The sequence below is a fragment of the Pseudomonas sp. AC242 genome (genome assembly GCF_979258655.1).
The window spans coordinates 115,500-138,109 of record NZ_OZ409873.1; the positions used below are offsets into that span (position 1 = coordinate 115,500).

Genomic DNA, 22,610 nt, shown 5'->3' on the forward strand with positions numbered 1-22,610 from the left:
AAAGCCTTTTTCTGTAAGCTACAGCTTTAGTGTGTCCACTAAAAGCGCGCAGAATAATTCAGTGAAGAAGCGGGGTGACGTGTCCATACGTCACTCCGCTTTTTTACAACCTGCGATCGCCCTTTCATGCGTTATTTACGGGAGGTCTTCTTGACTAAGCCAGCCATACTTGCCCTTGCTGATGGCAGCATTTTTCGCGGCGAAGCCATTGGTGCCGACGGTCAAACCGTTGGTGAGGTGGTGTTCAACACCGCAATGACCGGCTATCAGGAAATCCTTACCGATCCTTCCTACGCCCAACAGATCGTTACCCTGACTTACCCGCACATCGGCAACACCGGCACCACGCCGGAAGACGCCGAGTCCGATCGCGTCTGGTCCGCTGGCCTGGTCATCCGTGACCTGCCGCTGGTAGCGAGCAACTGGCGTAACACGATGTCCCTGTCCGACTACCTGAAAGCCAACAACGTTGTGGCAATCGCCGGTATCGACACCCGTCGCCTGACCCGCATCCTGCGTGAAAAAGGCGCACAGAACGGCTGCATCATGGCCGGCGACAACATCTCCGAAGAAGCGGCAATCGCCGCTGCGCAAGGCTTCCCGGGCCTGAAGGGCATGGACCTGGCGAAAGTCGTCAGCACCAAGACTCAATACGAATGGCGTTCGACTGTCTGGGATCTGAAAACCGACAGCCACGCGACCATCGACGCTTCCGAGCTGCCGTACCACGTGGTTGCCTACGACTACGGCGTCAAGGTCAACATCCTGCGCATGCTGGTCGAGCGCGGCTGCCGCGTCACCGTGGTGCCTGCCCAGACTCCAGCTGCCGATGTACTGGCGCTGAAGCCGGACGGCGTGTTCCTGTCCAACGGCCCTGGTGATCCGGAGCCATGCGACTACGCGATCAAGGCGATCAAGGAAGTCCTGGAAACCGAAATTCCGGTATTCGGCATCTGCCTCGGTCACCAACTGCTGGCACTGGCCTCAGGCGCCAAGACCATGAAAATGGGCCACGGCCACCATGGTGCCAACCACCCGGTGCAGGATCTGGACACTGGCGTCGTGATGATCACCAGCCAGAACCACGGTTTCGCGGTAGACGAAGAAACCCTGCCAGCCAATGTGCGTGCGATCCACAAATCGCTGTTCGACGGCACCCTGCAAGGCATCGAGCGCACCGACAAGAGCGCGTTCAGCTTCCAGGGTCACCCTGAAGCGAGCCCGGGCCCGAATGATGTTGCGCCATTGTTCGACCGCTTCATCAACGAGATGGCCAAGCGACGCTAAGCGTTCGCCTTGAGACTGTAGAGAGAAGCCCCTCGAGGGCGGCCCCGACACCGGCGGCCCCCTCGAGACTTCAGAAATCGATCAAGACGGCTTGCCGACTGACCTGCGGATTTGAGTGACAAACCCATGCCAAAACGTACAGACATTAAAAGCATCCTGATTCTCGGCGCTGGCCCGATCGTTATCGGCCAGGCCTGCGAATTCGACTACTCCGGCGCCCAGGCCTGTAAAGCCCTGCGCGAAGAGGGTTACCGCGTCATCCTGGTGAACTCCAACCCGGCCACCATCATGACCGACCCGGACATGGCCGACGCTACCTACATCGAGCCGATCAAGTGGCAGACCGTTGCCAAGATCATCGAAAAAGAGCGTCCGGACGCGGTGCTGCCAACCATGGGCGGCCAGACCGCTCTGAACTGCGCCCTGGACTTGGAGCGCGAAGGCGTTCTGGAGAAGTTCGGCGTAGAAATGATCGGCGCCAACGCCGACACCATCGACAAGGCTGAAGACCGTTCGCGTTTCGACAAGGCGATGAAATCCATCGGCCTGGCGTGCCCGCGTTCCGGTATCGCCCACAGCATGGAAGAAGCCAACGCGGTTCTCGAAACCCTCGGCTTCCCGTGCATCATCCGTCCGTCCTTCACCATGGGTGGCACCGGTGGCGGTATCGCTTATAACCGTGAAGAGTTCGAAGAAATCTGCGCCCGTGGTCTGGACCTGTCGCCGACCAAAGAGCTGTTGATCGACGAATCGCTGATCGGCTGGAAAGAATATGAAATGGAAGTTGTCCGCGACAAAAAGGACAACTGCATCATCGTCTGCTCGATCGAAAACTTCGACCCGATGGGCGTGCACACCGGTGATTCGATCACCGTGGCTCCTGCGCAAACCCTGACCGACAAGGAATACCAGATCCTGCGTAACGCCTCCCTGGCGGTACTGCGCGAGATCGGCGTCGAGACGGGCGGTTCCAACGTTCAATTCGGTATCTGCCCGAACACTGGCCGCATGGTCGTGATCGAAATGAACCCGCGTGTATCGCGTTCCTCGGCACTGGCTTCGAAAGCCACCGGTTTCCCGATCGCCAAAGTCGCGGCCAAACTGGCTGTGGGTTACACCCTTGACGAACTGTCGAACGACATCACCGGCGGCAAGACCCCGGCGTCCTTCGAGCCGTCGATCGACTACGTCGTGACCAAGCTGCCACGTTTTGCCTTCGAGAAATTCGCCAAGGCCGACGCACGCCTGACCACGCAAATGAAGTCGGTTGGTGAAGTCATGGCCATCGGCCGTACTTTCCAGGAATCCCTGCAGAAAGCTCTGCGCGGTCTGGAAGTGGGCGTTTGCGGTCTGGACGAGAAGCTCGACCTGAGCAACCCGGAAAGCATGAGCGTGCTCAAGCGTGAACTGACCGTGCCGGGCGCTGAGCGTATCTGGTACGTGGCGGATGCTTTCCGCGCCGGCCTGTCGGTCGAAGACATCTTCGGCATGAACATGATCGATCCGTGGTTCCTGGTGCAGATCGAAGATCTGATCAAGGAAGAAGAGAAGGTCAAGACCCTCGGTCTGTCCGCTATCGACCGCGACCTGATGTTCAAGCTCAAGCGCAAAGGCTTCTCCGATCAGCGTCTGGCCAAGCTGCTGGGTGTGACCGAGAAGAACCTGCGTACGCACCGCCAGAAGCTGGAAGTGTTCCCGGTCTACAAGCGCGTTGACACCTGCGCCGCCGAGTTCGCCACCGACACCGCTTACCTCTACTCGACCTACGAGGAAGAGTGCGAAGCCGCACCGTCGGGTCGCGACAAGATCATGATTCTGGGTGGTGGTCCGAACCGTATTGGCCAGGGCATCGAGTTCGACTACTGCTGCGTTCACGCTGCCCTCGCTCTGCGCGAAGACGGCTACGAAACCATCATGGTCAACTGCAACCCGGAAACCGTTTCCACCGACTACGACACTTCCGATCGTCTGTACTTCGAGCCGGTAACCCTGGAAGACGTGCTGGAAATCTGCCGCGTCGAGAAGCCGAAAGGTGTGATCGTTCAGTACGGCGGCCAGACTCCGCTGAAACTGGCTCGCGCTCTGGAAGCCGCTGGCGTGCCAATCATCGGCACCAGCCCTGACGCCATCGACCGTGCTGAAGACCGTGAGCGCTTCCAGCAAATGGTTGAGCGCCTGAACCTGCGTCAGCCGCCTAACGCCACCGTGCGTAGCGAAGACGAAGCGGTTCGCGCTGCCGCGAAAATCGGTTATCCGCTGGTGGTGCGCCCGTCCTATGTACTGGGCGGCCGCGCGATGGAAATCGTTTACAAGGAAGACGAGCTCAAGCGTTACCTGCGTGATGCAGTGCAAGTGTCCAACGACAGTCCGGTGCTGCTCGACCACTTCCTCAACTGCGCCATCGAAATGGACGTGGATGCGGTCTGCGACGGTAAAGACGTGGTAATCGGCGCGATCATGCAGCACATCGAACAGGCTGGCGTTCACTCCGGTGACTCCGCGTGCTCGCTGCCGCCGTACTCGCTGCCGGCGCATATCCAGGACGAGATGCGCGAACAGGTCAAGAAAATGGCCCTGGAACTGGGCGTTGTCGGCCTGATGAACGTGCAGCTGGCTTTGCAAGGCGAAGACATCTACGTCATCGAAGTCAACCCGCGTGCTTCCCGTACCGTACCGTTCGTATCGAAGTGCATCGGTGTCTCCCTGGCGATGATCGCTGCCCGCGTAATGGCCGGTAAGACTCTGAAAGAAATCGGCTTCACCAAAGAAATCATCCCGAACTTCTACAGCGTGAAAGAGGCGGTGTTCCCGTTCGCCAAATTCCCTGGCGTTGACCCGATCCTTGGCCCAGAGATGAAGTCGACCGGTGAAGTGATGGGCGTCGGCGACACCTTCGGTGAAGCATTCGCCAAAGCCCAGATGGGCGCCAGCGAAGTGCTGCCGACCGGCGGTACTGCGTTCATCAGCGTGCGCGATGACGACAAGCCACTGGTTGCAGGCGTAGCCCGCGATCTGATCAACTTGGGTTTCGAAGTGGTTGCCACTGCCGGTACTGCCAAGCTGATCGAAGCCGCAGGCCTGAAAGTGCGCCGTGTGAACAAGGTGACCGAGGGGCGTCCGCACGTGGTCGACATGATCAAGAATGACGAAGTCACCCTGATCATCAACACCACCGAAGGTCGTCAGTCGATCGCTGATTCGTACTCCATTCGTCGTAATGCCTTGCAGCACAAGATCTATTGCACCACCACCATTGCTGCTGGCGAAGCTATCTGTGAAGCGCTGAAGTTCGGTCCGGAAAAGACCGTGCGCCGCTTGCAGGATCTACACGCAGGATTGAAGGCATGATCAAATACCCAATGACTGTCCAGGGCGCTAAAGCCCTGGAAGAAGAACACGCTCACCTGACCAAGGTCGTCCGTCCGAAGCTTAGCCAGGACATCGGTACGGCCCGCGAGTTGGGTGACTTGAAAGAGAACGCTGAATACCATGCCGCCCGCGAACAGCAAGGCATGGTCGAGGCGCGGATTCGCGACATCGAAGGCCGGATTCAGAATCAGGTCATCATCGATGTCACAACTATTCCGCACACCGGCAAAGTGATTTTCGGTACCACCGTCGAAATCGCCAACGTCGAGACCGATGAAAGCGTCACTTACCACATCGTGGGTGAGGATGAGGCTGACTTCAAACTCGGCAAGATTTCGGTCGGCTCGCCTTTGGCCCGTGCCTTGATTGGCAAGGAAGAGGGCGATGTGGTCGCCGTGAAAACGCCAAGCGGCGTGATCGAGTACGAGATTGTCGAAGTCCGTCACATCTGAAAAAGGGCGCCCGCTGCATGCGGGCGCCATGCTTTGGCAGCTGACTCAGATGCTCTGGGTCGGCGGTCTATGGCTGATTCATCTCGGTTTGCAGCCGGCGCTGGGCCAGATTGGCCTGGCACCGTTGCTGATCGATGAAGTCGCCAGTGCATTTGAAGTGCTGGTGGTGGGGTTTTCCGCCGCATGCGTTATTTTTCAGGCTTTGGTGCTGGTACAGGCCGAGGGCCTTGCTAGTCTATGGCGAGATTTTCGCGGACAGGTTCTGTTGATGGCGATGTACGCGTGTGCGATGTTTGTCGCAGTGCGTGTCGGCTGGCCGGATGCGCAGCGCTGGCAGGTATTCAGTTATCTGGTTCTGGGGTTTTCCGGGCTGGTGCTGGTGATGCAGCCTGTGCCGGGATGGAGTGGCAGGGTGCGCCAGGCACACCCTTGACCCCATTCATCACTTGAAGCGATGAACGTTCGACAGCTGCTTGTTGACGCTGAAGTTCTTGCGGTAAATCAGTGCCATCTTGCCGATGACCTGCACCAGGTCCGCTTTGCCAACCTTGCACAGTTCTGCGATGTGCGCCAGGCGCGACTCGCGATCGAGGATGTTGAGCTTGATCTTGATCAGCTCGTGATCCGCCAAGGCGCGTTCAAGTTCGGCTAAAACACCTTCAGTCAAACCGTTGTCAGCCACCGTCAAAACCGGTTTCAGGTGGTGGCCAATGGATTTGTACTGTTTCTTCTGCTCTGGAGTGAGCGGCATAATCTGACCCTTTCGTCTGGATTCTGTAAAATGGCGGCCATTTTACCCGAGGGCTCGTGGATCCGCCCAATTAATCACGACCCTTATCAACGAGGTGCCCAATGGCGCGTTCCAAGACAAGCCTTGGTTGGCTGAAAAGACATGTCAATGATCCTTATGTGAAACAAGCACAGAAGGATGGCTACCGCTCGCGTGCGAGTTACAAGCTTCTGGAGATCCAGGAGAAATACAAGCTGATCCGTCCCGGCATGAGCGTGGTCGACCTGGGTGCAGCGCCCGGTGGCTGGTCGCAGGTCACCAGCCGGCTGATCGGTGGTCAGGGGCGTCTGATCGCCTCGGACATCCTGGAAATGGACAGTATCCCTGACGTGACCTTCATTCAGGGAGACTTCACCGAGGACGAAGTGCTCGGGCGGATTCTTGAGGCTGTGGGTAATTCGCAGGTGGACCTTGTGATTTCCGATATGGCCCCCAATATGAGTGGTACGCCTGAAGTGGATATGCCAAAAGCCATGTTCCTTTGCGAGTTGGCGCTTGATCTGGCTGAACGGATACTCAAGCCGGGTGGTAATTTCGTGATCAAGATTTTTCAGGGTGAAGGGTTTGATGTTTACCTGAAGGATGCTCGCAAGAAGTTCGACAAGATCCAGATGATCAAGCCGGACTCCTCTCGTGGCAGCTCCCGCGAGCAATACATGCTGGCTTGGGGTTATCGCGGGCGTAGCGAGTAAAACGAGGTTTTTGTGCGGGGTGATAGGTTTTTAGTATTTCGCCCGGCTAGCATTAACGAATATTGTGTAGAAAGTGTTTCACAAAGGGTTACAGACGGCGCCTGCCAGAGTCGTAGGTAATGTAGTAAGTTAGGCCGGTGAATATCATGCGAAGCGCGCGCCAGTAGCGGAGCTTGCTTCAGAGGGTAGTTAATTGAACGATATGGCAAAGAATCTGATCCTGTGGTTGATCATCGCGGCTGTCCTGGTGACGGTGATGAACAACTTCTCCAGCCCTAACGAGCCGCAGACCCTCAACTATTCCGACTTCATCCAGCAGGTCAAGGATGGCAAGGTCGAGCGCGTAGCCGTTGATGGTTATGTGATTACCGGCAAGCGTAACGACGGCGACAGCTTCAAGACCATTCGTCCGGCAATCCAGGACAATGGCCTGATCGGCGATCTGGTCGACAACCACGTTGTGGTTGAAGGCAAGCAGCCTGAGCAGCAAAGCATCTGGACCCAGTTGCTGGTAGCCAGCTTCCCGATCCTGGTGATCATCGCGGTGTTCATGTTCTTCATGCGCCAGATGCAGGGCGGTGCCGGCGGCAAGGGCGGACCGATGAGCTTCGGCAAGAGCAAGGCGCGCCTGCTCTCCGAAGATCAGGTGAAAACCACTCTGGCTGACGTTGCTGGTTGCGACGAAGCCAAAGAAGAAGTCGGCGAACTCGTTGAGTTCCTGCGTGATCCGGGCAAGTTCCAGCGTCTGGGTGGCCGCATTCCTCGTGGCGTGCTGATGGTCGGCCCTCCGGGTACCGGTAAAACCTTGCTGGCCAAGGCGATTGCCGGCGAAGCCAAGGTTCCGTTTTTCACCATTTCCGGTTCTGACTTCGTCGAAATGTTCGTCGGTGTCGGTGCCAGTCGTGTTCGTGACATGTTCGAGCAGGCGAAGAAGCACGCGCCTTGCATCATCTTCATCGACGAAATCGACGCCGTCGGTCGCCATCGTGGCGCCGGCATGGGTGGCGGTCACGACGAGCGCGAGCAGACCCTCAACCAATTGCTGGTTGAGATGGACGGCTTCGAGATGAATGACGGCATCATTGTTATCGCTGCAACCAACCGTCCAGACGTACTCGACCCTGCGCTGCTGCGTCCGGGCCGTTTCGACCGTCAGGTCGTGGTCGGTTTGCCGGATATCCGTGGCCGCGAGCAGATTCTCAAGGTTCACATGCGCAAGGTGCCAATGGGTGACGACGTCGCTCCGGCCGTAATCGCGCGTGGTACTCCGGGCTTCTCGGGTGCTGACCTGGCCAACCTGGTCAACGAAGCGTCGCTGTTTGCTGCGCGCAGCGGCAAACGCATCGTTGAAATGAAAGAATTCGAACTGGCCAAAGACAAGATCATGATGGGCGCCGAGCGCAAATCGATGGTCATGTCCGAGAAAGAAAAGCAGAACACCGCTTATCACGAAGCTGGCCATGCCATTGTTGGTCGCGTCGTCCCTGAGCATGATCCGGTCTACAAGGTGTCGATCATTCCGCGCGGTCGTGCGCTGGGTGTGACGATGTTCCTGCCGGAAGAAGACCGCTACAGCCTGTCCAAGCGCGCGCTGATCAGTCAGATCTGCTCGCTGTACGGCGGCCGTATTGCGGAAGAAATGACCTTGGGCTTCGACGGTGTGACTACCGGCGCTTCCAACGACATCATGCGTGCCAGTCAGATTGCGCGGAACATGGTGACCAAGTGGGGCTTGTCGGAAAAACTCGGTCCGTTGATGTATGCCGAAGAAGAGGGTGAAGTATTCCTCGGTCGTGGCGGTGGTGGGCAGGCTGCCAGCTTCTCCGGTGAGACAGCCAAGCTGATCGACTCCGAAGTGCGCAGCATCATTGATCAGTGCTACGGCACGGCCAAACAGATTCTCACGGATAACCGTGACAAGCTCGACGCCATGGCTGATGCCCTCATGAAGTATGAAACGATCGATGCTGAACAGATCGATGACATCATGGCAGGTCGTACACCTCGCGAGCCTCGCGACTGGTCGGGTGGCACAGGTACTCCGCCACCACCAGTGGTTCGGGACGAGCGTCCGGAAACACCGATTGGCGGTCCGGCTGCTGACGTTTAAGGTTTGAAATGACTTCTGTACAGTCCCTGACCCGGTTGCCTTGCGGCAACCGGGTTCTTGATTTGGCCCAGACGCATGTCATGGGCATTCTCAATGTCACCCCCGATTCTTTCTCCGACGGCGGCCAATACAGTCAGCTGGATGCGGCCTTGCGTCACGCCGAAGCTATGGTTGCAGCCGGTGCGACGCTGATTGATGTCGGTGGCGAATCCACGCGTCCCGGTGCGCGAGCTGTCTCTCCGCTTGAGGAGCTTGAGCGCGTCGCGCCGATCGTTGAGCTGATCAATCGCGAGCTTGATGTGATCATCTCGGTGGATACGTCTACTCCTGCCGTCATGCGCGAAACTGCGCGGTTGGGCGCCGGGCTGATCAACGACGTGCGCTCGCTGCAGCGCGATGGTGCGCTGGATGCGGCGGCAGCTACCGGTTTACCGGTGTGCCTCATGCATATGCTCGGTGAGCCCGGTGACATGCAGGACAATCCGCAGTATCAGGATGTCACGCGCGAAGTGGGCGAATTTCTCGCTGAGCGCATGGCACAGTGTGCGGCGGCAGGTATTCCTGCCGAGCGCATCATCCTCGATCCGGGTTTCGGTTTCGCCAAAACCCTGCAGCACAATCTAAGCTTGTTCAAGCACATGGAAGCCCTGCATGCGTTGGGTCGGCCGCTGCTTGTTGGTGTTTCTCGAAAAAGCATGATTGGCCACGCCCTGAATCGTCCTGTGGGCGAACGGCTGCACGGTGGATTGGCATTGGCGGCATTGGCATCGGTAAAAGGTGCGCGAATTTTGCGTGTCCATGACGTGGCGGAAACGGTAGACGTGGTGCGGATGATCGCGGCCGTGGAATCAGCCGAATAAGAATGATGGAGCACTTATGAGCAAGAAATACTTTGGTACTGACGGCATTCGTGGTCGAGTCGGTGAATACCCGATTACTCCTGACTTCATGCTCAAGCTCGGCTGGGCGGCCGGCATGGCCTTTCGCAAGATGGGCGCCTGCAAGGTGTTGGTCGGCAAGGACACGCGGATTTCCGGTTATATGTTCGAGTCGGCACTCGAGGCCGGCCTGACATCGGCGGGCGCTGATGTGATGCTGCTAGGCCCTATGCCGACGCCGGCTATCGCATATCTGTCGCGCACCTTCCAGGCTGAGGCCGGTATCGTGATCAGTGCTTCGCACAATCCGCATGACGATAACGGCATCAAATTTTTCTCCGGTAAGGGCACAAAGCTGCCGGATGAGCTGGAGTTGATGATCGAGGAATTGCTCGACACTCCGATGACCGTGGTCGAGTCGAGCAAAATCGGCAAGGTTTCGCGGATCAACGACGCATCGGGTCGCTACATCGAATTTTGCAAGAGCAGTGTGCCAACCGGTACCAGTTTCTCCGGCCTCAAAATAGTCATCGACTGTGCGCACGGCGCGACCTATAAAGTGGCTCCGAGTGTCTTCCGGGAGCTGGGTGCAGAAGTCGTCGTACTGTCGGCCCAGCCTAACGGTCTGAACATCAACGAGAATTGCGGCTCGACCCATATGGGGCAGTTGCAGGCGGCGGTACTGGCTGAACATGCTGATCTAGGTATTGCCTTTGATGGCGACGGTGATCGGGTTTTGATGGTCGATCACACGGGCGCCATCGTTGATGGCGACGAATTGTTGTTCATCATCGCTCGTGATCTGCATGAGCGTGGCAAATTGCAGGGCGGCGTGGTCGGTACATTGATGAGCAACCTGGGTCTGGAGTTGGCGCTGGCCGATCTTTCGATTCCGTTCATTCGTGCCAATGTCGGCGACCGCTACGTGATCGCCGAACTGCTTGAGCGCAATTGGCTGGTCGGTGGCGAGAATTCGGGGCATATCGTTTGCTTCAATCACACCACAACCGGTGATGCGATCATCGCAGCTTTGCAAGTGCTGATGGCACTGAAGGCCCGCAATGAAGGACTGGCGCAAACACGTCAGGCTTTGCGCAAGTGCCCTCAGGTGCTGATCAATGTGCGTTTCGGTGGTGGCGAAAGTCCGCTGGAACACCCGGCTGTCAAGGAAGCCAGTGCGCGCGTCACCCAGGCAATGGCAGGACGCGGACGCGTGCTTTTGCGCAAGTCCGGGACAGAGCCTCTGGTGCGCGTAATGGTCGAAGGCGAGGACGAAACCCAGGTTCGCAACTACGCCGAAGAGCTGGCAAAACTGGTAACTGAAGTTTCTGCCTGATTCGGCTTGCAAGCCATGATTGTGTTGGGTAACATCTGCGCCCACTTTGACCGACGAGGTACAGCATGCGTCGCCCTATGGTAGCTGGTAACTGGAAGATGCACGGTACCCGCGCCAGCGTCGCTGAGCTGATCAACGGCCTTCGTCATCTGGCCTTGCCAAGCGGTGTTGATGTCGCGGTATTCCCGCCTTGCTTGTATATCAATCAAGTGATTGATGGCTTGAAAGGCAAATCGATTTCGGTCGGTGCGCAGAATTCTGCGGTGGAAGCCATGCAAGGTGCATTGACCGGTGAAATTGCTCCGAGTCAGTTGGTGGATGCAGGTTGTTCCCTGGTACTTGTCGGGCACTCCGAACGCCGCCAGATAATGGGCGAGCGAGACGGTATGCTGAATCGCAAGTTCGCAGCGGCACAGGCATGCGGCTTGATTCCGGTGTTGTGCGTAGGGGAGACTCTCGAGCAGCGCGAAGCCGGTAAAACTCTTGAGGTTGTCGGGCGTCAGCTGGGCAGTATCATTGAGGAGCTGGGTGTAGGTGCCTTTGCCAAGGCAGTCATTGCTTACGAGCCTGTCTGGGCCATTGGTACCGGACTGACTGCAACGCCGCAACAGGCTCAGGATGTGCATAAAGCCATTCGCGAGCAGTTGGCGGCAGAGAATTCTGAAGTCGCACGAGGTGTGCGGCTTCTATACGGCGGCAGCGTGAAGGCGGCCAATGCGGTCGAACTGTTCGGCATGCCGGATATCGATGGGGGGCTCATTGGTGGAGCTTCCCTGAATGCAGATGAGTTCGGTGCGATCTGTCGCGCCGCGGGAAACTGAAAAAATGCTGGAAACAGTCGTAGTCGTTTTTCATCTGCTGGGTGCATTGGGCGTAGTTGCTCTGGTTTTGCTGCAGCAGGGTAAGGGTGCGGACGCTGGCGCGTCTTTCGGAGCAGGTGCTTCAAATACTGTGTTCGGAAGCCAAGGTTCCTCTACCTTTCTTAGTAAGTTTACTGCTATACTTGCCGCCGGTTTCTTCATAACCAGCTTGGGGTTAGGTTACTTTGCTAAAGAGAAGGCTCATCAGCTGACTCAGGCAGGTCTCCCAAATCCAGCAGTGTTGGAAGTGCCTAAGCAACAACAACCGGCTTCTGATGATGTCCCGGTGCTTCAAGAGCAAAAGTCGGCTACTCCAGCGACTGACGTACCTCCAGCTCAAGAGCAGAAGTAAGAAGGTTTCAAACGTAGTTTTGCCGAGGTGGTGGAATTGGTAGACACGCAACCTTGAGGTGGTTGTGCCCATAGGGTGTAGGGGTTCGAGTCCCCTTCTCGGTACCAATTAGTCAGGAGAGCCCGCTGTTGCGGGCTTTCTTGCAGGTGGAAGGTTACATTGACCCTATAAGGGATCGGTCGTATACTTCCGCCCCAGCTTTGTCGCGGGGTGGAGCAGTCTGGTAGCTCGTCGGGCTCATAACCCGAAGGTCGTCGGTTCAAATCCGGCCCCCGCAACCAGTTTAAGGAGCCCCTTTTAAGGGGCTTTTTGTTAGCTGGACACTTTCAACGCCGCTGTTCGACGGCGTTTCAAGGATGGGCGTTTCGCCCATTTTTTTATTTTGCAAAGCATGCACATATCATGCACTAGGGGGTTCAGGTGTCGAGCAAGCTAGAAGAGTTGCAGGCCTTGCTGGCCCCGGTGGTCGTGGCCCTGGGCTATGAATGCTGGGGTATCGAGTTTTCGGCTCAGGGTCGTCACTCGATGTTGCGCGTTTATATCGATAAAGAGGGCGGCGTGCTGGTGGACGATTGCGCCATTGTCAGCCGTCAGATCAGCGGTGTACTGGATGTTGAAGATCCTATCTCCGTTGAATACACCCTCGAAGTTTCCTCGCCTGGCATGGAGCGCCCACTGTTCACTCTTGAGCAGTTTGCAAAATTTGCCGGTGAACAAGTGAAGATCAAGCTGCGCTCGCCTTTTGAAGGTCGACGCAACTTTCAGGGCCTTCTGCGCGGTGTAGAAGAACAGGATGTCGTGGTGCAGGTAGATGACCATGAGTTCCTGTTGCCGATCGATATGATCGACAAGGCCAACATTATTCCCAGTTTTGACTGAGACGCGGATCCCGCGGATCCAATGGCTTGCGAAAGGCGAGGCGTACGATGAGCAAAGAAGTACTGCTGGTTGTTGAGTCGGTATCCAATGAAAAGGGCGTACCGGCGAGCGTAATTTTTGAAGCGCTGGAGCTGGCTCTGGCCACTGCTACCAAAAAGCGTTTTGAAGACGAAGTTGACCTGCGTGTGGAAATTAACCGCCACACCGGTTCTTACGAAACTTTCCGTCGCTGGACGGTCGTCGAAGAGAATGATCTCGACGATCCGGCCATCGAAACCTGGCCAACCAAGGTTGCTGAAACGCATCCAGGTGCCAAGGTTGGCGACGTCGTTGAAGAAAAGATCGAATCCATCGAGTTCGGCCGCATCGCTGCGCAGACTGCAAAGCAAGTCATCGTGCAGAAAGTTCGCGAAGCCGAGCGCGCTCAAGTGGTCGACGCTTATCGCGAGCGCCTGGGAGAAATCATCTCCGGCACCGTGAAAAAAGTCACCCGCGACAACGTGATCGTCGATCTGGGTAACAACGCTGAAGCGTTGCTGGCCCGTGAAGACATCATTTCTCGCGAAACTTTCCGTGTCGGCGTGCGTCTGCGTGCGCTGCTCAAGGAAATCCGCACCGAGAACCGCGGCCCGCAGCTGATCCTGTCGCGTACCGCGCCGGAAATGCTGATCGAGCTGTTCCGCATCGAAGTGCCGGAAATTGCCGAAGGCCTGATCGAAGTAATGGCAGCGTCCCGTGATCCGGGTTCGCGCGCCAAGATCGCCGTCCGCTCCAAGGACAAACGCATCGACCCGCAGGGCGCTTGCATCGGTATGCGCGGTTCGCGCGTCCAGGCAGTGTCGGGTGAGTTGGGCGGTGAGCGTGTTGATATCGTCCTCTGGGATGACAACCCGGCTCAGTTCGTGATCAACGCCATGTCCCCGGCTGAGGTTGCGGCAATTATCGTTGACGAAGATGCCCATGCAATGGACATCGCCGTTGGCGCAGACAATCTGGCTCAGGCCATCGGTCGCGGTGGTCAGAACGTGCGTCTGGCCAGCCAATTGACTGGCTGGACCCTGAACGTGATGACCGAATCGGACATCCAGGCTAAGCAGCAAGCAGAAACCGGCGACATCCTGCGCAACTTCATCGACGAGCTGGAAGTCGACGAAGACCTGGCACAGGTGCTGGTAGATGAAGGCTTCACCAGCCTGGAAGAGATTGCCTACGTACCGTTGGAAGAAATGCTCAACATCGACGGCTTTGACGAAGATACCGTCAACGAGCTTCGCGCTCGTGCCAAGGATCGTTTGTTGACCAAAGCCATCGCTACTGAGGAAAAGCTGGCAGACGCCCATCCGGCCGAAGACCTGCTCTCGCTTGAGGGTATGGACAAGGATTTGGCGATGGAACTGGCGGTGCGCGGCGTAATTACCCGCGAAGACCTGGCCGAGCAGTCTATTGACGACCTGCTCGACATCGACGGCATTGACGATGATCGTGCCGGCAAGTTGATCATGGCCGCCCGAGCCCACTGGTTCGAGTAATTAGGCGCGGCCTGAGGAGAGAAGTGCATGACGCAAGTCACGGTGAAACAACTGGCCGATGAGGTCAAAACACCGGTAGAGCGCCTGTTGCAGCAGATGCGTGAGGCAGGTCTGCCGCACACCGCCGCCGAAGAAAATGTGACTGACAGTGAGAAGCAGTCCCTGCTGACTCACTTGAAAAGCAGCCACAAGGCGAAAGTGGAAGAACCACGCAAGATCACGCTGCAGCGTAAAACCACCAGCACCCTGCGTGTGGCTGGTAGCAAAAGCATCAGCGTAGAAGTTCGCAAAAAGAAAGTTTTCGTACAGCGTAGCCCGGAAGAAATCGAAGCCGAACGCAAGCGTGAACTGGATGAGCGTCGCGCAGTAGAAAATGCTGCTCGTCAGAAGGCTGAAGAAGAAGCCAAGCAGCGCGCCGAAGAAGAAGCGCGCCGCCAGCCTGCTGCTGCGCAGACCGCTACCAGCGACGCCGTTGCGGCGCCGGCTGCAGCTGCCGAACCTGTTCGCGAAAGCGCGCCGGTGGTTGCCGCTGCTCCAGCTCCGTCTGCTGATGTTCGCAACAAGCAGAACGAACAGCGCCGTCCTGACAAGCCGCGTGCCGACGACAACAATCGTCGCAGCGGTGGTGGTGATGGCGAGCGCAAAAACGCTCCGCATCGCGCATCGGTCAAAGAAAAAGCGCCGGCTCCACGTGTGGCGCCACGCACTACCGACGAAGAAAGCGATGGCTTCCGTCGCGGTGGTCGCGGCAAGGCCAAGCTGAAGAAACGCAACGCCCACGGTTTCCAGAGCCCAACCGGCCCTGTCGTGCGTGATGTGCAGATCGGCGAGACCATCACTGTTGGCGATCTCGCCAATCAGATGTCGGTCAAGGCTGCTGAAATCATCAAGTTCATGTTCAAACTGGGTACTCCAGCGACCATCAACCAGGTGCTTGATCAGGAAACTGCTCAACTGGTAGCCGAAGAACTGGGCCACAAAGTGACCCTGGTCAGCGACACCGCTCTGGAAGATTCCCTGGCCGAGTCCCTGAAGTTTGAAGGTGAGTCGTTCTCCCGTGCGCCAGTCGTGACCGTAATGGGCCACGTTGACCACGGTAAAACTTCCCTGCTCGACTACATCCGTCGTGCCAAGGTAGCTGCTGGCGAAGCCGGTGGTATCACCCAGCACATCGGTGCATACCACGTTGAAACCGAACGCGGCATGGTCACCTTCCTCGATACCCCGGGTCACGCTGCGTTTACCGCAATGCGTGCTCGTGGTGCCAAGGCGACCGACATCGTGATTCTGGTGGTTGCAGCGGACGACGGCGTGATGCCGCAGACCATTGAAGCTGTTCAGCACGCAGTAGCGGCTGGCGTTCCACTGGTTGTTGCAGTGAACAAAATCGACAAGCCGGGCGCCGATCTTGATCGCATCCGTAGCGAGCTGTCGGTTCACGGCGTGACTTCCGAAGAGTGGGGCGGTGATACGCCGTTCGTACCGGTGTCGGCGAAAGTCGGTACTGGCGTGGACGAGCTGCTTGAAGCCGTTCTGCTGCAAGCTGAAGTTCTCGAACTGAAAGCAACTCCATCGGCTCCTGGCCGTGGCGTTGTGGTTGAATCGCGTCTCGACAAAGGTCGTGGCCCGGTTGCAACCGTTCTGGTTCAAGACGGTACCCTGCGCCAAGGCGACATGGTCCTGGTCGGTTCGAACTATGGCCGTGTGCGTGCCATGCTCGACGAGAACGGCAAGCCAATCAAGGAAGCCGGTCCTTCCATCCCTGTCGAGATCCTCGGCCTGGACGGTACTCCGGACGCTGGCGACGAGATGAGCGTGGTTGCCGACGAGAAGAAAGCCCGTGAAGTGGCTCTGTTCCGTCAAGGCAAGTTCCGCGAAGTCAAATTGGCTCGCGCTCATGCTGGCAAGCTGGAAAACATCTTCGAAAACATGGGTCAGGCCGAGAAGAAGACGCTCAACATCGTCCTCAAGTCCGACGTCCGTGGTTCGCTGGAAGCGTTGAACGGTGCCTTGAATGGCCTGGGCAACGACGAAGTACAAGTGCGCGTAGTGGGCGGCGGCGTTGGTGGTATCACCGAGTCCGACGCTAACCTGGCACTGGCTTCCAACGCTGTACTGTTCGGCTTCAACGTGCGTGCCGATGCTGGCGCACGGAAGATCGTCGAGCAGGAAGGTCTGGACATGCGTTACTACAACGTGATCTACGACATCATCGAAGACGTCAAGAAAGCCCTGACCGGCATGCTCGGCAGCGATGTTCGCGAGAACATCCTGGGTGTGGCCGAAGTGCGTGACGTGTTCCGTTCGCCGAAGTTTGGCGCGATCGCTGGTTGCATGGTGATCGAAGGTGTTGTGCACCGTAACCGTCCGATCCGTGTACTGCGTGAAGACATCGTTATCTTCGAAGGCGAGCTGGAATCCCTGCGCCGCTTCAAGGATGACGCTTCCGAAGTACGTGCCGGCATGGAATGCGGTATCGGCGTGAAGAGCTACAACGACGTCAAAGTCGGCGACAAGATCGAAGTCTTCGAGAAGGTTCAGGTTGCTCGCAGCCTCTAACTCGCGCACTTCAGGAGCCGTGATGGTCGGCCGCACTCAACAGTGTGGCGCATCACCCGGACTCTAAACGCAACGCCCGGTCTGGCTTTTGTCAGGCCGGGCGTTTGCCGCTTTCAGACCTTGCGGGTTTCGCCGCGGGGCAGTAACAGGTAACAAAATCATGGCAAAAGAATACAGCCGTACCCAACGTATCGGCGATCAGATGCAGCGCGAGCTGGCTCAACTGATCCGTCGCGAAGTCAAAGACCCGCGCGTCGGCCTGGTCACCATTACCGCAGTAGAAGTCAGCCGTGACGTCGGTCACGCGAAGATCTTCATCACCGTGATGGGCCAGGACAACGCCGAAGATATCGCGCAAAGCATCAAGGTGCTGAATGCCGCCGCAGGTTTCCTGCGGATGCAACTGGCCCGTGAAATGAAACTGCGCAGCGTGCCGCAATTGCACTTCCACTACGACGAATCCGTTGTCCGTGGTGCGCACCTGTCGGCCCTGATCGAGCGTGCCGTGGCTGAAGACAATCAGCATCCGGTCGCTGCTGAACCTGAAGACACCAAGGAGTAATTCGGTGGCTCAGGTCAAACGTATCCGTCGTAACGTCAGCGGTATCATCTTGCTCGACAAGCCGTTGGGGTTCACTTCCAACGCCGCGTTGCAGAAGGTTCGCTGGCTGCTCAATGCCGAGAAGGCCGGTCACACCGGCAGCCTCGATCCATTGGCCACCGGTGTCTTGCCGTTGTGCTTTGGTGAGGCCACCAAGTTCTCGCAGTACCTGCTCGATTCCGACAAGGCTTATGAAACCCTGGCGCAGCTGGGCAAGACCACCACCACGGCGGATGCCGAAGGTGAAGTTTTGCAGGAGCGCCCGGTGACCGTTGGTCGCACCGATATCGAGGCAGCATTGCCGAAATTTCGTGGGCAAATCAGTCAGATACCGCCGATGTACTCGGCGCTCAAGCGTGATGGCCAGCCGCTGTACAAGTTGGCGCGTGCAGGCGAAGTAGTGGAGCGCGAACCGCGTTCTGTTACTATTGCGCGCTTGGAATTACTGGCCTTCGAAGGCGATACTGCGCGACTTGCGGTGGATTGCAGCAAAGGCACCTATATTCGCACCCTGGTGGAGGATATCGGTGAGCAACTCGGTTGTGGTGCGTACGTCGCTGAATTGCGCCGTACCCAGGCCGGGCCTTTCACCCTGGCGCAGACCGTGACCCTCGAAGAGCTTGAAGCGGTTCATGCCGAAGGCGGCAACGAAGCGGTTGATCGCTTCCTGATGCCATCGGACAGCGGCCTGCAGGATTGGCCGCTGCTGCACTTCTCGGAAGCGAGCGCGTTCTACTGGCTCAACGGCCAGCCGGTGCGTGCCCCGGATGCTCCGAAGTTCGGCATGGTGCGGGTACAGGATCACAATGGTCGCTTCATCGGTATCGGTGAAGTGAGCGAAGACGGGCGCATTGCGCCACGTCGACTGATTCGGTCGGAATGACCGAAACCGGTCTGTGTCAAAGCAGGCTGGCGAGGGTGGCTGTTAACAGGCACGGTCACTACTCATTTATAGATACAGGGATTTGTCCCTGGCCTGTTGAAGTTGTTTCTTTGAAACAGCTTCCTGATAAAAGGATTGCCTCATGGCTCTCGACGTTCAAGAAAAAGCTCAAATCGTTGCTGACTACCAGCAAGCTGTTGGTGACACTGGTTCGCCAGAAGTGCAAGTTGCACTGCTGACCCACAACATCAACAAGCTGCAAGGTCACTTCAAGGCCAACGGTAAGGATCACCACTCCCGTCGTGGTCTGATCCGCATGGTAAACCAGCGTCGCAAGCTGCTGGACTACCTGAAAGGCAAGGATCTGGGTCGTTATCAGACTCTGATCGGTCGCCTGGGTCTGCGTCGCTAATCAGCGATTGCGCTATGAGGTTGGTTGTCTGTCGGACGTCTGCGGTTTACCGCCGACGGCTTGCAGGCTCCCAGCCTCAAGTTTTATCTGGATACACGTTTTACCCTGGACAGGCGTCGGGCCGATTCCCGACATTGCCCAAGAATTCGCAAGAAACCAGTTCCCCCAAGAGCCACAAAGAAGGTAGGACACCGTGAACCCGGTAATCAAAAAATTCCAGTTCGGTCAATCGACCGTTACCCTCGAGACTGGCCGTATCGCCCGTCAGGCCTCCGGCGCAGTATTGGTCACCGTTGACGACGACGTCAGCGTATTGGTGACTGTAGTCGGTGCAAAACAAGCCGATCCAGGCAAGGGCTTCTTCCCTCTGTCGGTTCACTACCAGGAAAAGACTTACGCTGCCGGTAAGATCCCTGGCGGTTTCTTCAAGCGTGAAGGCCGTCCTTCCGAGAAAGAAACCCTGACTTCCCGACTGATCGACCGTCCGATCCGTCCGCTGTTCCCAGAAGGCTTCATGAACGAAGTGCAGGTTGTCTGCACCGTCGTTTCCACCAGCAAAAAGACCGATCCGGACATCGCTGCGATGATCGGTACCTCGGCTGCCCTGGCCATCTCGGGCATTCCGTTCGACGGCCCGATCGGCGCCGCTCGCGTAGCTTTCCACGAAAGCACCGGCTACCTGCTGAACCCGACTTACGAGCAGCAAGCAGCTTCGAGCCTGGACATGGTCGTTGCCGGTACTTCCGACGCCGTACTGATGGTTGAATCGGAAGCCAAAGAGCTGACCGAAGACCAGATGCTGGGCGCGGTACTGTTTGCTCACGACGAGTTCCAGGTTGTGATCAACGCGGTTAAAGAACTGGCTGCCGAAGCTGCCAAGCCAACCTGGACCTGGGCTCCTGCGCCAGAAGCCACCGAACTGCTGGGCGCTATCCGTGCCGAGTTCGGCGAGGCGATCTCCCAGGCTTACACCATCACCGTCAAGGCCGACCGTTATGCGCGTCTGGGCGAGCTGAAGGATCAAGTCGTTGCCAAGCTGTCCGGTGAAGAAGGCCAGCCTTCTTCCAGCGAAGTCAAAGCCGCTTTCGGCGAAATCGAATACCGCACCGTTCGCGAAAACATCGTTAACGGCAAGCCACGTATCGACGGTCGCGACACCAAAACCGTACGTCCGCTGAACATCGAAGTCGGCGTTCTGCCGAAGACTCACGGTTCGGCGCTGTTCACCCGTGGTGAAACCCAGGCTCTGGTAGTCGCGACTCTGGGCACCGCCCGTGACGCACAGCTGCTGGACACCCTGGAAGGCGAGAAAAAAGACCCGTTCATGCTGCACTACAACTTCCCTCCGTTCTCGGTGGGCGAGTGTGGTCGCATGGGTGGCGCTGGTCGTCGTGAAATCGGTCACGGCCGTCTGGCCCGTCGTTCGGTTTCGGCCATGCTGCCAGCCGCTGACGTGTTCCCGTACACCATCCGCGTGGTTTCGGAAATCACCGAATCCAACGGTTCGAGCTCGATGGCTTCCGTTTGCGGCGCTTCCCTGGCCCTGATGGACGCTGGTGTGCCGATGAAGGCGCCGGTTGCCGGTATCGCCATGGGTCTGGTTAAAGAAGGCGAGAAATTTGCCGTCCTGACCGACATCCTCGGTGACGAAGACCACCTGGGCGACATGGACTTCAAAGTAGCCGGTACCGCCAAAGGCGTTACTGCGCTGCAGATGGACATCAAGATCAAGGGCATCACCGAAGAAATCATGGAGATCGCTCTGGGCCAAGCCCTGGAAGCGCGCCTGAATATCCTCGGTCAGATGAACCAGATCATCGGCCAGTCGCGTACCGAACTGTCGGCCAACGCTCCGACCATGATCGCGATGAAAATCGACACCGACAAGATCCGTGACGTTATCGGTAAAGGTGGCGCGACCATCCGTGCGATCTGCGAAGAAACCAAGGCTTCGATCGACATCGAAGACGACGGTTCGATCAAGATCTTCGGCGAAACCAAGGAAGCCGCTGAAGCTGCGCGTCAGCGCGTTCTGGGTATCACCGCTGAAGCCGAGATCGGCAAGATCTACGTGGGCAAGGTTGAGCGCATCGTCGACTTCGGCGCATTCGTCAACATCCTGCCGGGCAAGGACGGTCTGGTGCACATCTCGATGCTGAGCGACGCTCGCGTAGAGAAAGTGACCGACATCCTGAAAGAAGGCCAGGAAGTGGAAGTGCTGGTACTGGACGTGGACAACCGCGGCCGTATCAAGCTGTCCATCAAAGACGTGGCAGCGGCCAAGGCTTCGGGCGTTTAATCAGCCCAAAGCGTTAGCGCAATAAAAATGCCCCGCCGTGAAAACGGTGGGGCATTTTTTTGTCTGTGAAATACCCGGACATTCTGCGAAGTTGCCGGACTTCAAGACCGGTGCTAGGTTTAGCCCACCGCCCGTGTAGCTCAGCCGGTAGAGCAGCGCACTCGTAACGCGAAGGTCGCAGGTTCGATTCCTGTCTCGGGCACCACCTCTCTTATTTCACCTTGCGGCTTAGATCCTCGACGGTGCGTTTGAGCTGATCCATCGCCCGATCCTGATCGTTGATTTTCTGCTTCAGATTCGAAATCTCGCTGCTGTTCGAGTTGGAACTGGAGCCACTGTTGCGCTTGAGGTCTTCGACCTGACGACCTAGCGTGTCCAGTTCACGGTCCTGGTCTTTGACCTTGTTTTTCAGATCATCGATTTCCTTGCCGCTGGAGCTGGAGTTCGAACCGTTGCTGCGTTTGAGCTCTTCGATCTGCCGCGACTGGTCACTGATCGTGTCGCGCATTTTTTGCAGTTCGTCGACGCTGATGTCGCTTCTGATGACGACATCTTTGCCGTAATCGTTGTGAATCAGGGCAACCTTGTCGCCGTAGGAGGAACTGCTACTGCTCAACTCGACAGCCATTGCGTTTGCAGGCAGGGCCAGAACAGCCATCAGCGCGGTAGCGGGCACAACAGAGAGAATCTTCGAAAAGCTGCGCATCACTGGTTTTCCTTGTGAACAGCGGAGACGTGCCGAAGTGGCACATCGCTATGACTCGAAATCCGCATTTATGTTCCGCAGGTCAACTTTTTGTGCGAGAGATGTAAAGAGCCGTGTAATTCGTCATGCAAACGTCCTATATTCGGTGCCTGCATGAGCATCGCCCAGCAGTTTTCAGATGATCCCGAATGGTTCCGAAGGCCGGACAAATCCGCGTCAGAGAGATCCTTGATGATCCAGATCCATCCTCCATTCTTACGATCAGCGAGAACGCCATGACCGAATTAACTCAAGAGCAACGTCACGAACAAGCGCTGGAAAAGTACAAACTCGACGCGCCGCAGCTGCTGGAAGAGATCAAGGATCTCAGTCCCGACGATCAGAAAGACCAGATCCAATGGGCCTTCGAAGACGAAGCCGAAGCCCAGGGCTTGCAGCCGTGGGAGTTGACCCTCAAGTACACGAGCACGCCGGAAGAGTTCGAGGCGCAGCGCCTCGTGCTGCACAAAGAGGCGGCCGAAGTGCTGGGTGTCGAGTGGGACGAGTACTGCGAGATGAATAATCTGGTGGTCTGAAACAAAAACGCCAGCCTCAACCGGGCTGGCGTTTTTTATTG

Annotated in this window: 20 protein-coding genes and 3 tRNA genes; 21 read left to right on the forward strand and 2 right to left on the reverse strand. The window is 57.4% G+C overall.

Translation table 11 applies throughout. From position 1 onward, the window contains the following. Positions 1-150: 150 nt before the first annotated feature. From carA to ACZZ0A_RS00465, 4 genes are all read left to right on the forward strand, one after another. Positions 151-1,287, forward strand: a complete 1,137-nt coding sequence (gene carA / locus ACZZ0A_RS00450) for a glutamine-hydrolyzing carbamoyl-phosphate synthase small subunit (RefSeq protein ID WP_463542383.1) — start codon at positions 151-153, stop codon at positions 1,285-1,287. A 126-nt stretch (positions 1,288-1,413) separates the two neighbouring features. Further along, a complete protein-coding gene (gene carB / locus ACZZ0A_RS00455) occupies positions 1,414-4,635 on the forward strand; it encodes a carbamoyl-phosphate synthase large subunit (RefSeq protein ID WP_007915231.1) in 3,222 nt (1,073 codons plus the stop codon). Then, a complete protein-coding gene (gene greA, locus ACZZ0A_RS00460; protein ID WP_003221530.1) occupies positions 4,632-5,108 on the forward strand; it encodes a transcription elongation factor GreA in 477 nt (158 codons plus the stop codon). The genes carB and greA overlap by 4 nt, the downstream gene beginning before the upstream one ends. Before the next feature lie 28 nt (positions 5,109-5,136). Next, entirely contained in the window at positions 5,137-5,541 is a 405-nt protein-coding gene (locus ACZZ0A_RS00465; protein ID WP_007915233.1) for a hypothetical protein, read from the forward strand. Between the two features lie 9 nt (positions 5,542-5,550). On the opposite strand, the gene ACZZ0A_RS00470 is transcribed toward ACZZ0A_RS00465, so the two are convergent. Then, positions 5,551-5,859, reverse strand: a complete 309-nt coding sequence (locus tag ACZZ0A_RS00470; RefSeq protein WP_007915235.1) for a YhbY family RNA-binding protein — start codon at positions 5,857-5,859, stop codon at positions 5,551-5,553. 101 nt (positions 5,860-5,960) lie between these two features. On the opposite strand from ACZZ0A_RS00470, the gene rlmE reads away from it, so the two are divergent. The 16 genes from rlmE (at position 5,961) to ACZZ0A_RS00550 (ending at position 21,493) form a co-directional block, all read left to right on the forward strand. Beyond that, positions 5,961-6,590: a 23S rRNA (uridine(2552)-2'-O)-methyltransferase RlmE gene (rlmE, locus tag ACZZ0A_RS00475; protein WP_007915237.1), complete on the forward strand. Its 630-nt coding sequence runs from the start codon at positions 5,961-5,963 to the stop codon at positions 6,588-6,590. Between the two features lie 202 nt (positions 6,591-6,792). Then, entirely contained in the window at positions 6,793-8,700 is a 1,908-nt protein-coding gene (ftsH, locus tag ACZZ0A_RS00480) for an ATP-dependent zinc metalloprotease FtsH (RefSeq protein WP_016986501.1), read from the forward strand. 8 nt (positions 8,701-8,708) lie between these two features. Beyond that, positions 8,709-9,560 (forward strand): dihydropteroate synthase, encoded by an 852-nt coding sequence (gene folP / locus ACZZ0A_RS00485; protein WP_007915246.1) that lies wholly within the window; start codon positions 8,709-8,711, stop codon positions 9,558-9,560. A gap of 16 nt (positions 9,561-9,576) precedes the next feature. Continuing rightward, positions 9,577-10,914, forward strand: a complete 1,338-nt coding sequence (gene glmM, locus ACZZ0A_RS00490; protein WP_007915247.1) for a phosphoglucosamine mutase — start codon at positions 9,577-9,579, stop codon at positions 10,912-10,914. Between the two features lie 65 nt (positions 10,915-10,979). After that, a complete protein-coding gene (tpiA, locus tag ACZZ0A_RS00495) occupies positions 10,980-11,735 on the forward strand; it encodes a triose-phosphate isomerase (protein ID WP_007915248.1) in 756 nt (251 codons plus the stop codon). A 4-nt stretch (positions 11,736-11,739) separates the two neighbouring features. Next, entirely contained in the window at positions 11,740-12,126 is a 387-nt protein-coding gene (gene secG, locus ACZZ0A_RS00500; RefSeq protein ID WP_016986497.1) for a preprotein translocase subunit SecG, read from the forward strand. Positions 12,127-12,147: 21 nt separating this feature from the next. Then, a tRNA-Leu gene (locus ACZZ0A_RS00505) sits at positions 12,148-12,233 on the forward strand. Between the two features lie 97 nt (positions 12,234-12,330). After that, positions 12,331-12,407: transfer RNA gene (locus ACZZ0A_RS00510), tRNA-Met, on the forward strand. A 139-nt stretch (positions 12,408-12,546) separates the two neighbouring features. Beyond that, on the forward strand, positions 12,547-13,005 hold the full coding sequence (gene rimP / locus ACZZ0A_RS00515; RefSeq protein WP_007915250.1) for a ribosome maturation factor RimP: 459 nt from the start codon (positions 12,547-12,549) through the stop codon (positions 13,003-13,005). A gap of 47 nt (positions 13,006-13,052) precedes the next feature. After that, on the forward strand, positions 13,053-14,534 hold the full coding sequence (gene nusA, locus ACZZ0A_RS00520; protein WP_007915252.1) for a transcription termination factor NusA: 1,482 nt from the start codon (positions 13,053-13,055) through the stop codon (positions 14,532-14,534). Between the two features lie 27 nt (positions 14,535-14,561). Continuing rightward, entirely contained in the window at positions 14,562-17,093 is a 2,532-nt protein-coding gene (gene infB, locus ACZZ0A_RS00525) for a translation initiation factor IF-2 (protein ID WP_007915253.1), read from the forward strand. Positions 17,094-17,253: 160 nt separating this feature from the next. Continuing rightward, the gene (gene rbfA / locus ACZZ0A_RS00530; RefSeq protein WP_007915259.1) at positions 17,254-17,655 is read left to right on the forward strand and encodes a 30S ribosome-binding factor RbfA; all 402 of its coding nucleotides are present in this window, start codon (positions 17,254-17,256) and stop codon (positions 17,653-17,655) included. 4 nt (positions 17,656-17,659) lie between these two features. Beyond that, positions 17,660-18,577, forward strand: a complete 918-nt coding sequence (gene truB, locus ACZZ0A_RS00535) for a tRNA pseudouridine(55) synthase TruB (RefSeq protein WP_007915261.1) — start codon at positions 17,660-17,662, stop codon at positions 18,575-18,577. Positions 18,578-18,719: 142 nt separating this feature from the next. Then, positions 18,720-18,989 carry a 30S ribosomal protein S15 gene (rpsO, locus tag ACZZ0A_RS00540; RefSeq protein WP_003177875.1) on the forward strand — a complete coding sequence of 90 codons (270 nt, stop codon included), beginning with the start codon at positions 18,720-18,722 and terminating at the stop codon, positions 18,987-18,989. A gap of 193 nt (positions 18,990-19,182) precedes the next feature. Then, positions 19,183-21,288: a polyribonucleotide nucleotidyltransferase gene (gene pnp / locus ACZZ0A_RS00545; protein WP_007915263.1), complete on the forward strand. Its 2,106-nt coding sequence runs from the start codon at positions 19,183-19,185 to the stop codon at positions 21,286-21,288. Positions 21,289-21,417: 129 nt separating this feature from the next. Then, positions 21,418-21,493 (forward strand) — tRNA-Thr (locus ACZZ0A_RS00550). Positions 21,494-21,499: 6 nt separating this feature from the next. On the opposite strand, the gene ACZZ0A_RS00555 is transcribed toward ACZZ0A_RS00550, so the two are convergent. Continuing rightward, positions 21,500-21,994 (reverse strand): hypothetical protein, encoded by a 495-nt coding sequence (locus tag ACZZ0A_RS00555; RefSeq protein ID WP_007915265.1) that lies wholly within the window; start codon positions 21,992-21,994, stop codon positions 21,500-21,502. 275 nt (positions 21,995-22,269) lie between these two features. On the opposite strand from ACZZ0A_RS00555, the gene ACZZ0A_RS00560 reads away from it, so the two are divergent. Beyond that, positions 22,270-22,569 carry a DUF6388 family protein gene (locus tag ACZZ0A_RS00560; protein WP_064119459.1) on the forward strand — a complete coding sequence of 100 codons (300 nt, stop codon included), beginning with the start codon at positions 22,270-22,272 and terminating at the stop codon, positions 22,567-22,569. Positions 22,570-22,610 lie beyond the last annotated feature (41 nt).

Excerpts from the sequence above, each read along its gene's own strand:
- carB (WP_007915231.1), top strand. The coding sequence starts at position 1,414 with ATGCCAAAACGTACAGACATTAAAAGCATCCTGATTCTCGGCGCTGGC.
- greA (WP_003221530.1), top strand. The coding sequence starts at position 4,632 with ATGATCAAATACCCAATGACTGTCCAGGGCGCTAAAGCCCTGGAAGAA.
- ACZZ0A_RS00465 (WP_007915233.1), top strand. The coding sequence starts at position 5,137 with ATGCTTTGGCAGCTGACTCAGATGCTCTGGGTCGGCGGTCTATGGCTG.
- ACZZ0A_RS00470 (WP_007915235.1), bottom strand. The coding sequence starts at position 5,859 with ATGCCGCTCACTCCAGAGCAGAAGAAACAGTACAAATCCATTGGCCAC.
- rlmE (WP_007915237.1), top strand. The coding sequence starts at position 5,961 with ATGGCGCGTTCCAAGACAAGCCTTGGTTGGCTGAAAAGACATGTCAAT.
- ftsH (WP_016986501.1), top strand. The coding sequence starts at position 6,793 with ATGGCAAAGAATCTGATCCTGTGGTTGATCATCGCGGCTGTCCTGGTG.
- folP (WP_007915246.1), top strand. The coding sequence starts at position 8,709 with ATGACTTCTGTACAGTCCCTGACCCGGTTGCCTTGCGGCAACCGGGTT.
- glmM (WP_007915247.1), top strand. The coding sequence starts at position 9,577 with ATGAGCAAGAAATACTTTGGTACTGACGGCATTCGTGGTCGAGTCGGT.
- tpiA (WP_007915248.1), top strand. The coding sequence starts at position 10,980 with ATGCGTCGCCCTATGGTAGCTGGTAACTGGAAGATGCACGGTACCCGC.
- secG (WP_016986497.1), top strand. The coding sequence starts at position 11,740 with ATGCTGGAAACAGTCGTAGTCGTTTTTCATCTGCTGGGTGCATTGGGC.
- nusA (WP_007915252.1), top strand. The coding sequence starts at position 13,053 with ATGAGCAAAGAAGTACTGCTGGTTGTTGAGTCGGTATCCAATGAAAAG.
- infB (WP_007915253.1), top strand. The coding sequence starts at position 14,562 with ATGACGCAAGTCACGGTGAAACAACTGGCCGATGAGGTCAAAACACCG.
- rbfA (WP_007915259.1), top strand. The coding sequence starts at position 17,254 with ATGGCAAAAGAATACAGCCGTACCCAACGTATCGGCGATCAGATGCAG.
- rpsO (WP_003177875.1), top strand. The coding sequence starts at position 18,720 with ATGGCTCTCGACGTTCAAGAAAAAGCTCAAATCGTTGCTGACTACCAG.
- ACZZ0A_RS00555 (WP_007915265.1), bottom strand. The coding sequence starts at position 21,994 with ATGCGCAGCTTTTCGAAGATTCTCTCTGTTGTGCCCGCTACCGCGCTG.
- ACZZ0A_RS00560 (WP_064119459.1), top strand. The coding sequence starts at position 22,270 with ATGACCGAATTAACTCAAGAGCAACGTCACGAACAAGCGCTGGAAAAG.